11 protein-coding genes are annotated in these 13,025 nt (G+C 61.4%); 4 read left to right on the top strand and 7 right to left on the bottom strand.

All coding sequences use genetic code 11. The features are described 5' to 3' along the window. Positions 1-150: 150 nt before the first annotated feature. From B7Z76_RS14530 to B7Z76_RS14500, 7 genes are all read right to left on the bottom strand, one after another. Positions 151-2,472, bottom strand: a complete 2,322-nt coding sequence (locus B7Z76_RS14530; protein ID WP_291344857.1) for a hypothetical protein — start codon at positions 2,470-2,472, stop codon at positions 151-153. Further along, a complete protein-coding gene (locus tag B7Z76_RS14525; protein ID WP_291344855.1) occupies positions 2,469-3,194 on the bottom strand; it encodes a MotE family protein in 726 nt (241 codons plus the stop codon). The genes B7Z76_RS14530 and B7Z76_RS14525 overlap by 4 nt, the downstream gene beginning before the upstream one ends. Continuing rightward, positions 3,184-3,708 (bottom strand): hypothetical protein, encoded by a 525-nt coding sequence (locus B7Z76_RS14520; protein WP_291344854.1) that lies wholly within the window; start codon positions 3,706-3,708, stop codon positions 3,184-3,186. Before B7Z76_RS14520 ends, B7Z76_RS14525 begins: the two co-directional genes overlap by 11 nt. A gap of 50 nt (positions 3,709-3,758) precedes the next feature. Then, positions 3,759-4,271, bottom strand: a complete 513-nt coding sequence (locus B7Z76_RS14515) for a flagellar basal body-associated FliL family protein (protein WP_291344852.1) — start codon at positions 4,269-4,271, stop codon at positions 3,759-3,761. 72 nt (positions 4,272-4,343) lie between these two features. Further along, complete coding sequence (locus B7Z76_RS14510; protein WP_291344850.1) at positions 4,344-7,463, bottom strand: error-prone DNA polymerase; 3,120 nt, start codon at positions 7,461-7,463, stop codon at positions 4,344-4,346. Next, complete coding sequence (locus B7Z76_RS14505) at positions 7,463-8,749, bottom strand: DNA polymerase Y family protein (RefSeq protein ID WP_291344848.1); 1,287 nt, start codon at positions 8,747-8,749, stop codon at positions 7,463-7,465. The genes B7Z76_RS14510 and B7Z76_RS14505 overlap by 1 nt, the downstream gene beginning before the upstream one ends. Then, on the bottom strand, positions 8,688-9,284 hold the full coding sequence (locus B7Z76_RS14500) for an ImuA family protein (RefSeq protein ID WP_291344846.1): 597 nt from the start codon (positions 9,282-9,284) through the stop codon (positions 8,688-8,690). Before B7Z76_RS14500 ends, B7Z76_RS14505 begins: the two co-directional genes overlap by 62 nt. Positions 9,285-9,452: 168 nt before the next feature. On the opposite strand from B7Z76_RS14500, the gene B7Z76_RS14495 reads away from it, so the two are divergent. From B7Z76_RS14495 to flgH, 4 genes are read left to right on the top strand one after another with little or no spacing between them, the layout of a single operon-like run. Beyond that, on the top strand, positions 9,453-10,196 hold the full coding sequence (locus B7Z76_RS14495) for a flagellar hook-basal body complex protein (RefSeq protein ID WP_291344844.1): 744 nt from the start codon (positions 9,453-9,455) through the stop codon (positions 10,194-10,196). A 27-nt stretch (positions 10,197-10,223) separates the two neighbouring features. Then, entirely contained in the window at positions 10,224-11,006 is a 783-nt protein-coding gene (flgG, locus tag B7Z76_RS14490) for a flagellar basal-body rod protein FlgG (RefSeq protein WP_174502741.1), read from the top strand. A gap of 10 nt (positions 11,007-11,016) precedes the next feature. Then, positions 11,017-12,015 carry a flagellar basal body P-ring formation chaperone FlgA gene (flgA, locus tag B7Z76_RS14485; protein ID WP_291344842.1) on the top strand — a complete coding sequence of 333 codons (999 nt, stop codon included), beginning with the start codon at positions 11,017-11,019 and terminating at the stop codon, positions 12,013-12,015. Beyond that, positions 12,008-12,787 carry a flagellar basal body L-ring protein FlgH gene (gene flgH, locus B7Z76_RS14480; RefSeq protein WP_291344840.1) on the top strand — a complete coding sequence of 260 codons (780 nt, stop codon included), beginning with the start codon at positions 12,008-12,010 and terminating at the stop codon, positions 12,785-12,787. Before flgA ends, flgH begins: the two co-directional genes overlap by 8 nt. Positions 12,788-13,025 lie beyond the last annotated feature (238 nt).

The following is a 13,025-nucleotide window of genomic DNA, read 5'->3' as shown; positions in this document are numbered from 1 at the left end:
TCGTCCATCGCCAGCCTCCATCAAAGCTGGCTCCCCATGAATCACCCAATCCGTGCCATGGGAACCCTAAAAATCAGATTTCCGCCAAAGTAGTGCTAGTCAGTTGTGGCCAATGCAGTAGTGGGCATGAGTATTTTGATTGAGTTATATCTATTTTGATATATTTTCAAGGGCTCTTATTTTGTTGATTGCATCTTCTAAGTCCGAATTATTGGATAGGGGCTGGCTAGTAATGATCTGGAATAGTGCCGCTTCTGGACCTAGTGGCATTTTTTTGAGATAGTGTTGTCGTAGATTGTCAATTTTTTTCTGGTCATTATTTTTATATGCAGCTGTCGCAAGCTGATTTATGATTTCTGCTTGTTTCTTGTTTAGTTTAGATTTGCCTCTTAAAAATTTGGAAGCGTATCTTGATAATGAATCTTCTTCCTGTCCCCAATTTTTTTGCGCATGGGAGTGCCGTGCTGCGGTAATCAGGTTATTCTTGCTGGTAGAGGGATGATTCGTCGTGCTCGGATCAAGCTTGTCCGTAATAAGTTGAGACAAGGCTTGTCTTTTCCGAGTGACATCATCGTCGGCAAATGAACTGTTCGTACGATCAATAGTTTTCTTAGCTAAAGTAAAATTATTGTCATCATATTGTTGATTTGCCAATATAAGTCCAAGCTTTGATATATTTTTTGGATTTTTGTTTTTATTAATGAGATATTGAAGCGGTGTGGACAAATTGTCTGAAAGTCCAAGCTGTTTCAGATCCGAATTTAATTCTGAAACAGCCTTCATTTCATTTTTGCTGTCGGGAAGGAGGTCGATATTATTTTGAAGAATTGATACTGCTCCTAGGGGGGCAAGTTTTGAAAGCTGTCCAGATTCAAGCAATTTTGAAAATAATTTTTCACGAAGAGAATTGATCGTCGCTGCGTCTGCCGGGAATAATTCTAAATCACGCTTAAGCTCTGACATGGCGGAAGGCCAGTCATGAGCTTTCGCATATAATTTTGAGATATTCATGCGCAGGTTTAATTCGTGCTTTGGCGCTCTCCAATCATAAACGTGGCGTAATAGCTGGCTAGCTGCAGAATGTGCACTCAATTTATGTGTCTTATATTCCAGATATATTTTGCGTGAATTCGCAAGTCCAAACGCCATATTATTTCTTGAATGAAGCAGATTTTCGTAAACGGAAAGTGCTTTGTTCAGGTTTCCACTTTTTTCATAATATTCACCTTTATAAAAATTAAGTATAGAATTATTCGGAAAAAATTTCATATATTGCTTAAATGTATCAAAATTATTTGTCTTGATCAGAGATTTCGCAACGATTGGGAGAATATGATTTCGTATTGGTGTCGGTAGTGATAATATATAATTTATACCGGATTTAATTCCGCTTATCGATTCGGTATACTTTCCTTTTTGGGCAAGGGAAATTCCGCTCAGTATTTTTGTTATGTTCGTATTACTTTTTATATTTTCAAGATAATTCAGAGCACTATCTGGCTTGTTGGAGATGATATCTGCAACGGCGTGGAGAAGACTCCATTGAGGATCTTTCGTGACCAGGGGTTGGGTTTGTGCAAGCCGGTCAAGCGCGCCGGCGGCTTCGGGCCCCATATCGAGTGCAAGCATGACCCGTACGAGCTTGAATGTCGGCTCCTGTTTATCGAGTGCAGGGGCCCGGGTCACAGCGATGCGTTGCAAGCCGAGTCTTTGACGGAGACCTATCAGATTGTAACGTGGAAGGTCGAGACCGTCGGGCGTTCTTGCAGCCGCAGTAAGGGGAGGGACTAGAAGGGGGCTGCCGATCGGGAGTCCGACACCGGCTTTCAGCGCACCGAGGCTAAACCCGTCAGGTTGACGGGACAGGGCAACTTCATCCGATGTTGCAATAACGGCAATGCCGCGCGATGTCGGCAAAAAACTGTACCCCGGCCCGCTGGGCGCGTCGCTCAGTGCGGTTGAACCAGTCACAGTACCGACGAGCAACGGCCTTCCTGTTTGTGGATCAGCCATGGTGACGATAGGGCCGGCATCGCTACAATAGAGATTTATAAAGCCTTTATCGAAAGAAACCTTGACGTTTTTCTGCGGTACCAACGGTGTCAGATTGACGTGAATCGAGCTGGTGCCTGGCTGCGTCGACAACGATTGCCCCGGAGGCGTGGGTATCTTGAGAACCGTGGAATTTTGAAGATGAATGACCGATGCTTTTTGGTTTCCGGTTATTTTTCTTAGCGCGTAGGCTTTTATCGGAAAATTATCAGCAAGTATCAGGTATGTATCGTCGCCTTCCTTGAAAATCGACTGCCCGATATTTGATGGGACCAGGTTATCCGGTACCAGGATACGAAACCAATATGATGACGAATCACTTCCCTTTGCGTGCGGCATGCTTCCGCAGAGCGCGAGAGATATGCAGGCGAAATATCCGAGCTTTCTTTTTTTTGTGCGACGCAGGCGGGCGCGAGTCATGGTGCGCCATCGGGAAGGAGGGAAGCGACGGGCTGAGGCTTGGGCGTCATGGCCGACATCCCGGCGAGCTTCTCGGTCACAATCTGCGCCTTTTGCGGACTCATGGCAGCCAGAATGGGGGCTGATTTTCGGCTGCTCATGCGCTGGATAACATTCAGGACGATCTTGGGATCGAGCCCATCGAAAATCCGCGCAGCGCTCCGGGGATCCATCGTTTCATAGGTGGAAACCAGAGCCGCCCACTTCTTCTCATCCGCGGCCTTTTGCGCGGTACTGATCTGCTCAAGCTTCTGGGCCAGCGGTTTGATAGCCGCGATTTGCTTGGCGATCGCTTCCTTTTCGACAGCCAGCTCAGATTTCTGGCGATTCAGTGCCGCGGCGCGTTCATCAAGCTGCTCGGCCCGCTGTTTGAGTTGAAGCAAAACCTTCCGCTCGCCGGTTTGGTCGAGAGGGTCTGGCTTGCAGAGAGGCGGCGGCGGCGGCTTGTCCTTCCAGTTGGCCACAGGCTCGTATGCCGATGGTGCAGAGCTCGCGCTCGTTGTTCCTGATGGCTTGGCCTGGGCCTGCTGAAGGCCTGCTGACGTCTTTCCGGACGTGGAGGTGCCTGCGAAAGCCGCATCGACGAGCCCTGCCGATTTAAAGAGAATGGTTCCACACAGACAGAACGTCACGATCGGCAGAAGCCGAGGCAGTCCGCGGGATTTAAACTCGTCAGGTGGCATCAAGCAGCATCCGGGCAAGGTCGCGCTCGGCTCTGCTTTGCAGCTTGGCGGGGCGCCGGGATTGGGGCGAACGGTGCAGGGGGTTTGGCTTCGCCATCAGCACCCCGCGCGGAGACGCGACTGCGTCTTGAGGTTTCAGGTCGATCACGGCGGAAGTCGCATCAGCCATATCGAAGCCCTCCCTGCTTTCGGCGCGCTTCTGGGTGTCCGCGGCGATGTTGGCCTGGCTGATCAGTTCGTCGAGGCGGGTGGTGGAGGCGGCGGCGGCCTGGCATGCTTCCTCCAGTGCGGTGAAACTCTGGCTGGCCTGCTCCTTCAGGCGTTCCGTGGCGGAAATGGCTGAACTCACCGATGTGCCGATCTGGTCGACCAACTCCTGCAGCGCATGGCGATCTGCGCGCATCTGGAGAATGGATTTGTCCAGACGGCGGGCGTAGACCAGTGTGAAAACCAGAACCCCAAATAATACGCTCTGAAATCCCCAGGCGCCGTAAGTCAGGACATAGGTCAGCATTTTTTCACCATTTCAACAATTTTTGCTTCGACACTGGGCAGAGATCGGTATTATTGAACGATCAGTTCCTGGAACAGGATATCCTTCACCACGGCCGGCGCGGTCGCGACCTCGATGCGATCGATCAGAGCTTCCCGCAGGCGGTAGGTGCCAGATGCGCCACGAAGCTCGCCGGGACGCATGGCACGAAGATAGGTCTGGAACACATCGACGATGCGGGGCATGTCTGCCGTCGCGATTTTTGCCGATTTTGCATCCGCGAGTTCGATGGTGGCCTCAAGTTTGACGTATGAATCCTGGCCACCGGGGACGTCGAGATTCGCTACGATTTCCGGGATTTTGACATAGACCGGCCCAGTCATTTTCTGCGGTGGTTTCTCCCCGAGCATGCGCGGCAGGATGCCGGTGATCCACAGGCCGCCGACCAGGAGCAGAAGCGCGGCAACCGCACCGCCGATGAAGATCAGCTTGCGCCGTGACGGCTTTGCCGGAGCCGCCTCGCCCTCGGTTTCGGGCAAGGTTTCGTCGGCTGCATTTTTTGCGGCTGTCGGTGGCTTGGCCATAGATTGTCCTCTGATCCTCAGAGGAGATTATCTTGGATGAATATTAATGGATGGTTATGTTCCGTTTGGGCATCAGTGAAAATCACGGCTTCGTGGTGCTGTCCGCCGTTGCTGCCTCGATTTTCCTTGTGCGCCCGCCTTGCCTGCCATATCCGGCGAGTCGAGCCGGTCCAGCAGTGTTGACAAATCGGCAAGTGTATCGACCAGGACATGCACCATCGTGATATCTCGCTCGACGCCGCGCTGCACCTGGCCCTGCACGCCGAGCAGCCGGGCACCGACGATCTCCTGTCGCAGCGCCTCGACACGGGCGGGCCAGACGATCAGGTTGGCGATGCCGGTTTCATCCTCGATGGTGATGAAGACTGTCCCCTTGGCGCTGCCGGGGCGCTGGCGCACCGTGACCAGGCCGGCAAGGCGGACTTGGCCACCGTCCGGAATGTTGTCGTCCATCGCCTTGCAGGTGATGGTGCCGCGCAGCCGGGGATGGCTTCGCAGCAAGGCCAGCGGGTGCGCGCGCAGCGACAGGCCGGTGGCGCGATAGTCGGCGGCCACGTGCTCGCCAGGCTGCATCCGGGGCAGGTCGGGGGTAGCGGCAGGGGAAGAAAGCGGCCCGATCGGGAACGGGGGCGCATGATCGACAAGGCTGGCCTGCCAGAGCGCGGTGCGCCGGTCCATGCCGAGAGACCGCAGGGCGCCGGCCTCTGCCAGCGCTTCGAGGGCGGCTTTCGGCAGCGATGCGAGCCTGGGCAGGTCGAGTCGGCCCCCAGTCCGCAGGGCGTCGATCCGCACGGCCCAATCGGCCCTGAACCCCCTGATCATCCGCAGGCCGAGCCGCAGCGCCCCGTTTTCCACCGTGCAGTCCCACGAACTCACCGCCACATCGGCGGCGTGGACGGCAATGCCGTGCTCGCGCGCATCGCGCACGATCTGCGCCGGCTGGTAGAACCCCATCGGCTGTGAGTTCAGCAGGGCGGCGGCGAATTCCGCCGGGTGGTGGCATTTCAGCCAGGCCGAGACATAGACCAGATGGGCGAAGCTCGCGGCATGGCTTTCGGGAAACCCGTAGGTGCCGAAGCCCTCGATCTGGCGGAAGCAGCGTTCCGCGAAATCGCGCTCATGGCCGCGCGCGACCATGCCCTCGACAAGCCGGGTGAAGAACCGTTCGATCGTGCCGGCGTTGCGGAAGGTTGCCATGGCGCGGCGCAACTCGTTGGCCTCGCCGGGCGTGAAGCCGGCCGCTTCGATGGCGATCCGCATCGCCTGCTCCTGGAACAGCGGCACGCCGAGTGTCTTGCCAAGGACGGCGCGCAGGGCGGGCGAGGGCATGTCCGGCGTTTCCAGACCGTTCCGCCGTCGCAGATACGGGTGCACCATATCCCCCTGGATCGGCCCTGGCCGGACGATCGCGACCTCGATCACCAGGTCATAGAAGATGCGCGGCCGCAGCCGCGGCAGCATGTTCATCTGCGCCCGGCTTTCCACCTGGAACACGCCGAGCGCATCCCCCCGGCACAGCATGTCGTAAACGCGCGGATCCTCGCGCGGTACGTCCGCCAGATCGGCGATTCCCAGCAGGGCAAAGCATTTGCGGATGCAGGTGAGCATGCCCAGCGCCAGCACGTCGACCTTCATCAGCCCCAGCGCGTCGATATCGTCCTTGTCCCATTCGATGAAGCTGCGCCCCGCCATGGCGGCCGGGCCGACCGGCACGATCTCGTCGAGCCGGGTGCGCGTCAGCACGAATCCGCCGACATGCTGGGACAGGTGCCGCGGCAGGTCGACCAGTTCGCGCGCGAGGCCGATGGCGCGCCGCAGGTCTGGCGCGTCGGGATCGAGCCCGGCCTCGCGCAGCCTGGCTTCGGACCACAGCGCATCGCCCGGATTCCAGCTCTGCGCCGCCAGCGTCTCGATCGTCGTCGCTTCGAGGCCGAGCGCCTTGCCGACATCGCGGATCGCGCTGCGTGGCCGGTAGTGGATCACCGCCGCCGCGATCGCCGCCCGCGCGCGACCGTAACGGCTATAAATATACTGAATGACCTCCTCGCGCCGCTCATGCTCGAAATCGACGTCGATATCCGGCGGCTCGCCCCGCTCGGCCGAGACGAAGCGCTCGAACAGCAGGTCGATCTCGGCGGGATTGACCGCGGTGATGCCGAGCGCGTAGCAGACCGCCGAATTCGCCGCCGACCCGCGCCCCTGGCAGAGAATTCCCTCCCGCCGGGCAAAATCGACGATATCGTTCACCGTCAGGAAATAGCGCGCGTAACCGAGCTGCGCGATCAGCTCGAGTTCGCGGCGGATCGTCGCCGCGATGGCCGCCGGAACGCCGCCGGGATAGCGGATCGCCGCCCCCGCCCAGGCGAGGTCGGCGAGATGCGCATCGGGTGTTTTGCCGGGCGGTACTGGCTCGTCGGGGTATTCATAGCGTATATCGCCGAGCGCGAAGCCGACCGCATCCAGAATCTCCGCCTGTGCCGCGATCGCCGCCTCATGGCCGCGGAACAGCCGCGCCATCTCGGTGGCCGGCTTGAGGTGCCGCTCGCCATGCGGCTCGAGGCGCAGGCCGGCTCCGGCGATCGTGCAGCCATGGCGGATGCAGCGCAGCACGTCCTGCAACGGCCGGCGCGAGGGTGCGTGATACAGAACGTCGTTCACCGCCACCAGCCGCCGCCGCCGTCCGGCCAGGGCGGCGAGCGCCTCCAGCCGCGCGGCGTCGTCCGGCGCATAGCGGCGCGCCGCCCCGATCCAGACTGGGGCGGAGAAGCCGGCAATGCGGTCGAGGCTGGCGGCGAAGGCTTCGTCGGGCCAGGGCGGTGGCATCACGATCAGCGCCATCCCGGGCGCATGGTCCTCCAGATCATCGAGGCGAAGCCGGCAGCCGCCCTTCGCCGCCCGCCCCTTGCCGATGCTGAGCAGCCGGCAGAGCCGCCCCCAGCCCTCGCGGTCGCGCGGATAGGCGATGACGTCCGGGCCATCCTCGAAGCCCAGCCGGCTGCCGGCCAGCAGCCGCAGCCCGCCCCGCTTCGCCGCGACATGAGCCCGCACGACGCCGGCGACCGTGTTCCGGTCCGCGATGCCAAGCGCCGCATGGCCGAGATAAAGCGCCTGGTCGACCAGCTCCTGCGGGTGCGACGCGCCTTCGAGGAAGCTGAACGCGCTGGCGGCGGCGAGTTCGGCATAGGCAGGCATCAGAACACCCCGTGGATAAACCATCGCGGCGGTTGCACTCCGCCATGCAGCCCGGTGCGGAACACCCAGAAGCGGCACCCCGCCTCATCCTCGATCGCGTAATAGTCGCGCAGCATTTCCGCCTCGGTGCGACCGGCGCCTTCGGCCGGCTCGTGGCGCCACCACTCCCGCGCGATCCGCTCCGGCCCGGTGGCGCGGACGATGCGATGGCTCGCTCCGCGCCATCGCATCAGCCGCGGCGGATCGTCGGGCACCGGCGCGATCACTTCGATCCGCTCGGGTCGGACGAACAGCCTGACCGGCCGCGGATGCGAGGCGGGCGGCCAGCCTGGCGGCGGTTCCGTCACCGGAATCCGGCGCATCGCGCGTTCCGGTACATGGCTCGCCACCGGTGCCAGCCGCGACAGTCGGGCCCGGCCGGCCATCAGGTCGAAAGTGCGGGCGTGATCCGGCCGCAAAGCGCCGCCCAACTCCGGCTGGCTGGCCAGCAGCGACGCCACCTCCCCCTCGATCTCCAGGTCTTCCACGCCGAACCCCGGATCGACCCGGTTCAGCAGTTCGGCCAGCAGCCGGCAGATATGCGGCGCATCACGCGCGGGAGCGGCGAAGCCGATCGTCTCTTCGATCACCCGCGCATCGACCCGCCGGAACCTGACACGCAGTGACATCAGCCCGCATTCCGCCGCCTCCAGCCTGTCGCAAAGCCGGATGACGAGGCGTGCGAGTGCGGCGCTGAGTTGTTCTGCCGTCAGCAACGGGTCGTGATGGGATTCCGCTTCGCGCCATGCGGTCGGCGGTGGCAGGAAATGCAGCGGCTCGGCCGCCCGTCCGTGCAGTCGGTCGAGCCTGAGCAGAAGGTCTTCGCCGAAACCCGCCCGGATCTCGCCGCGCGAGAGGCGCGCCAGCGCGCCGATCCGCCTGATGCCGAGCCGGTGCAGAAGCTGCGTTACCGTCGCTTCCAGCCCGAGCGCCGTCACCGGCAGCTCATCGAGCCCGCCGCCCGCCGCCACGCCGTGCCGCGCCAGCGCCCGCGCCGCCGCCGCGGTGGCGCCGACCGCGATCCGGGCGCCGGGCAGCATGGCGCTAATCCGTGCGCATAGCTGGGCCTCGCCGCCAAACAGATGGGCGCAGCCAGTGATATCGAGCAGAACACCATCCGGCGGGTCCGGGGCCACCAGCGGCGTAAAGCCCTGGCAGCGCAGGGCGAGCCGCTCAAGGGCCAGATTAGCCGGCGCGTCTGAGAGGCTGCTGACGGGCACTCCCGCCGCCAGCCAGATCGAAAGCATGCGTCGTCCCGTCATGGTTCAACTCTAGGCCGAAGGTGCCCGGCGGCGTGCCGCGCGCACGCAGCAGCTCGGCCCGCCATCGCCGCGTGCCATCTGGCCCCGAAGGTTGTGCGCCAATCCGCCATCTCGTTGCGAACGCATTTGAATCACTCGCCTTTCCCATATTCAGCACCAGCCCGAGAGCTTGCCCCCGCCGTGCCGCGAGCGCGATGCGCCGCACCGCGAGGCGGGAGACCCGCGCCACTTGCCCGGCTGCGTGCAGGCCACCGGCCAGGGCGGTCTCGAGCAGCGCCAGCCGATCATCCTCCCGCTCTGCCTCGGCCAGCACGAGCCGGCCAGGATCGAGCGCCAGCCCCGCAAGCCCGGGCGGGTAGAGATCGACCGAGGTGCCGACCCAGCAGACCGGCGCGCCTCGCGTGCGGCCAAGCAGCAGGGCCGCGAAGCTCACGATGGATTGATCGCCGGCGATTTCATGCACGCTCCCCGGCCGGATATCCGGGGATTGCAGACCGGAAAAGAGCGCCGCACTGGTCATGAACCTATCCTTTGTTCTTATTTTGTTCTTTTCTGCAGCGGCGTCAATCCCGGTATCGCGAAGGCGCCGGGGCGAATTTATTCACCGGCTTAGCCGATCATTAAGCTTTAACCGCCATTGTTCCGCTGCACGTTCCGGTGCGACGTCCCAAAAGGGTGACAGGACAGGATGCAGAATACCAGCACGATCATTCTTTCGCGCATGCTGACGGCATCCCGCGATGTCGATGTGATCGCAAACAACATCGCCAACGCGTCCACGCCCGGCTACCAGTCGCTGCATCTCACATCGACATCCTGGCTCGATCACATGCGCGGCGTCACTGCACCTCCCGGCGGGTCCACCCAGGCCTATACCCAGTCCAACGGAACCTGGCGCGACGCGCAGCCCGGAACCATCCGCAACACCGGCAATCCCCTTGATCTCGCACTGCCGGCCGGCGGCTATTTCACCGTCCAGACCCCGAACGGCCCACGCCTGACGCGGGACGGGCAGTTCAACCTGATGCCGGATGGCACGATCGCCAATGCCGATGGCTACAGTCTTCTCAGCACGAACGCTCAGCCCATCACGGTGCCGCCGCAGAGCGGCGCGCTAACCATCGCGGCCGATGGGACGGTCAGCACCCAGCAAGGCATTATCGGGCAGATCGGCGTCGTGACGGTTGCGTATCCGCAAACCCTGACTGCCCAGGGCGCAAACCTCTTCCAGGCGGCGGCTCCGCCCATTCCCTCACCCAACCCGCAGATCGTGCAGGGGGCGGTAGAGGAATCGAATGTCCAGCCGGTCACGGAAATCACCAACATGATCCAGGCCAGCCGGAACTACGAGATGCTCGCCCAGTTCCTGACCTCCGAGAAGAGCCGCAGTCAGTCTGCCATCTCCCAGATCCTCGGCGGCACCACCAGCTGACGCCACTGTCCTGACAGGAAAGCAAGAATGCGCGCACTCGATATCGCTGCCACCGGCATGCAGGCCCAGCAGACCAATGTGGAAGTCATTTCCAATAACATCGCGAACATGACGACCACGGGCTACAAGGCCCAGCGCGTTGCCTTCCAGGATCTGCTCTACCAGGATCTGCGGCGCGCGGGATCGAACAGTTCGGATGCGGGGACGATCGTTCCGTCCGGCACGCAGATCGGCCTCGGCGTGAAGACCGCTGCGATCTACCGGATCGATCAGCAGGGCAATCTCCAGCAGACGAACAACACGCTCGACATGGCGATTTCGGGCAACGGATGGTTCCAGGTGACCCTGCCGTCCGGCCAGCTCGCCTACACGCGCGACGGCACGTTCGGACTCTCGCCGAATGGGACGATCGTGACTGCGGATGGGTATATCGTCCAGCCTGGCATTCAGGTGCCGACAAACGCCACGAATGTCACGATCAATGCGTCCGGCCAGGTTCAGGTTTCGCTGCCCGGGCAGACCGCACCGCAAACGGTCGGTCAGTTGCAACTCGCGGTCTTCCCGAACGATGCCGGCCTTGCCGCGCAGGGCGGGAACCTTTTCCTCCAGACCGCCGCTTCCGGCAATCCGGTGACCGGCGCGGCCAGCGCCCCCGGTTTCGGAACTGTGATGCAGGGCTTTGTCGAGAACTCGAATGTCAATGTCGTCAGTGAAGTGACCGATCTCATCACGGCCCAGCGCGCCTATGACATGAACAGTCAGGTCGTCACCGCAACCAACCAGATGCTGCAGACCCTGACGCAACTCTGAGGATTGCGACATGCCCCGATCAACCGGACGCACGATTGCGGTTCTGACCGCCATGATCGGCCTTGCCGCCGGTGTCGCGGTCGCGGCGCCGGCGCCGCGCGGGATCGTCACGATCAACCGTTCCGTGGTCCAGCTTCAGGATCTGTTCAGCGATGCGGGGCCGAAAGCGGACGATGTCCTGGGGCCGGCCCCTGCGCCGGGGCAACGGATCAATGTGGGCGCAGCGCAGCTCTCGGCCATTGCCCGTGCCTACGGCGTCGGCTGGACAGGCAGCGGGCCGGACAATGTCGTCGTCATCGAGCGTCCGGGCGTGCCGGTCAGGGCGGCGGCGATCACGCACGTATTGCGGCCCGCCCTGCTCGGCGCAGGCGCACCCGACCATTTCGTGGTTCAGCTGGGCTCGGATCGCCTGCCGATGATTCCACCCGGCGCGCTGCCGGACATCGTGGTCAACAATATTCGCTATGATCAGGTCAACGGGCAGTTCGCCGCCTCCCTCCTGATCAGCGCCACCGGCATGAAGCCCGAAAGCTTCGATATTACCGGCATCGCGGCACCTGCCGAGCGGGTGATCGTCGCCCGCCGCACCCTGCAACCCGGCGATGTCGTCACCATTAATGACGTCAAGATGGCATGGGTCGCCAGGGCAGCGTTGCCGCAGGGCATCCTGACCAGCGCGGCCGACGTGCTTGGCATGCAGATCAGCCGCCGCCTTGCTGCGGGCACGCCACTCAGCCGGCAAACCATGGCACGGGTCATGATGGTCACCCGCGGCGCGACGGTCAGCCTCGCGGTGGAGACACCCGGTCTTGAAGTGACGGCCGAGGGTGTGGCGCTGGCCTCTGGCCCGGAAGGTGCTGTGATCCCGGTTCTCAACCCGAGTTCGCGCGAGGTGGTGCAGGCCGTGGTCGATGGGCAGAATCATGCCCATGTCATCCCCGGCAGCCACCCCACGCCACAGAATGGGACGGTGCCGTATTACAGCCGCATGGTTGGCCAGAATGGCTGAGCGTTTCCTTGTGTTCCTGTCGAAACAGCGCAGCCGCGGGCTGAGGATCTCCGCTTTTGCCGTTGTCTCGCTCTTGCAGGGCTGTGGCGCATTTTCCAACCTTGCCTATGTCGGTCGGCCGCCGCCGATGTCGCCCATTGTCAATCCGACCAAGGAGCCATCCTGGCGCCCCGTGAGCATGCCGATGCCGCCGCTCAGAAAGGTGCCGACCGAGCCCAACAGCCTCTGGCGCCGGGGGGCGCGCGCATTCTTCAAGGATCAGCGGGCTTCACAGGTCGGCGATATCATCACCATTCTGATCAACATCAATGACAATGCCAATGTCAAAGACCAGACGACGCTCGGTCGCACCGGCTCGGAATCCCTTGGCGTGCCGAACCTGTTCGGTCTGGAGAGCCTGATACCGCGCGTGATCGGCAAGGCAGTCAGCCCATCCAGCCTGGTGTCGGTGTCGGGTGCCGGCAATTCGACCGGCACCGGTCAGATCCAGCGCAACGAGGCGGTTTCGCTCTCCCTCGCTGGAGAGATCACCCAAGTCTTGCCGGATGGAAATTTCGTGGTGATGGCGAAGCAGGAAATGCGGGTCAATCATGAATTGCGAGTCCTGACCGTCTCCGGCATTTGCCGGCCGCAGGATATTTCGAGCAGCAACACCATTCAGTCCAATCAGCTGGCCGAAGCACGGATTTCCTATGGCGGCCGCGGCATTGTGAGCGGACAGCAATCGCCTCGCTACGGTCAGCAGATTCTCGACGATATCGTGCCGTTCTGACGTTACGGTACGAGGGTCGCCCGGCAGGCTGGCTTACGCCATCCGAGTACAAGCGTTCCTGACGGTGAATCTGCCGGTTATCCTGTCAGGCTGCTCGGTTGTTCCGTGCCGATGCTATGATCCTCTGTTTATCAATACGCTAGGCTCTGGACTCAACTGATCCAAGATGTGACGGCGAGGACAAGGCAAATACCAGCGAGGAAATTTCGTGCGGTTTTGTCATATCGTGTGGCGATGG

It is taken from the genome of Acidiphilium sp. 20-67-58, assembly GCF_002255515.1.
In the GTDB taxonomy this organism is placed as follows: Bacteria; Pseudomonadota; Alphaproteobacteria; order Acetobacterales; family Acetobacteraceae; genus Acidiphilium.
This window is presented reverse-complemented; position numbering and strand designations above follow the sequence as displayed.

Excerpts from the sequence above, each read along its gene's own strand:
- B7Z76_RS14530 (WP_291344857.1), bottom strand. The coding sequence starts at position 2,472 with ATGACTCGCGCCCGCCTGCGTCGCACAAAAAAAAGAAAGCTCGGATAT.
- B7Z76_RS14525 (WP_291344855.1), bottom strand. The coding sequence starts at position 3,194 with ATGCCACCTGACGAGTTTAAATCCCGCGGACTGCCTCGGCTTCTGCCG.
- B7Z76_RS14520 (WP_291344854.1), bottom strand. The coding sequence starts at position 3,708 with ATGCTGACCTATGTCCTGACTTACGGCGCCTGGGGATTTCAGAGCGTA.
- B7Z76_RS14515 (WP_291344852.1), bottom strand. The coding sequence starts at position 4,271 with ATGGCCAAGCCACCGACAGCCGCAAAAAATGCAGCCGACGAAACCTTG.
- B7Z76_RS14510 (WP_291344850.1), bottom strand. The coding sequence starts at position 7,463 with ATGCCTGCCTATGCCGAACTCGCCGCCGCCAGCGCGTTCAGCTTCCTC.
- B7Z76_RS14505 (WP_291344848.1), bottom strand. The coding sequence starts at position 8,749 with ATGCTTTCGATCTGGCTGGCGGCGGGAGTGCCCGTCAGCAGCCTCTCA.
- B7Z76_RS14500 (WP_291344846.1), bottom strand. The coding sequence starts at position 9,284 with ATGACCAGTGCGGCGCTCTTTTCCGGTCTGCAATCCCCGGATATCCGG.
- B7Z76_RS14495 (WP_291344844.1), top strand. The coding sequence starts at position 9,453 with ATGCAGAATACCAGCACGATCATTCTTTCGCGCATGCTGACGGCATCC.
- flgG (WP_174502741.1), top strand. The coding sequence starts at position 10,224 with ATGCGCGCACTCGATATCGCTGCCACCGGCATGCAGGCCCAGCAGACC.
- flgA (WP_291344842.1), top strand. The coding sequence starts at position 11,017 with ATGCCCCGATCAACCGGACGCACGATTGCGGTTCTGACCGCCATGATC.
- flgH (WP_291344840.1), top strand. The coding sequence starts at position 12,008 with ATGGCTGAGCGTTTCCTTGTGTTCCTGTCGAAACAGCGCAGCCGCGGG.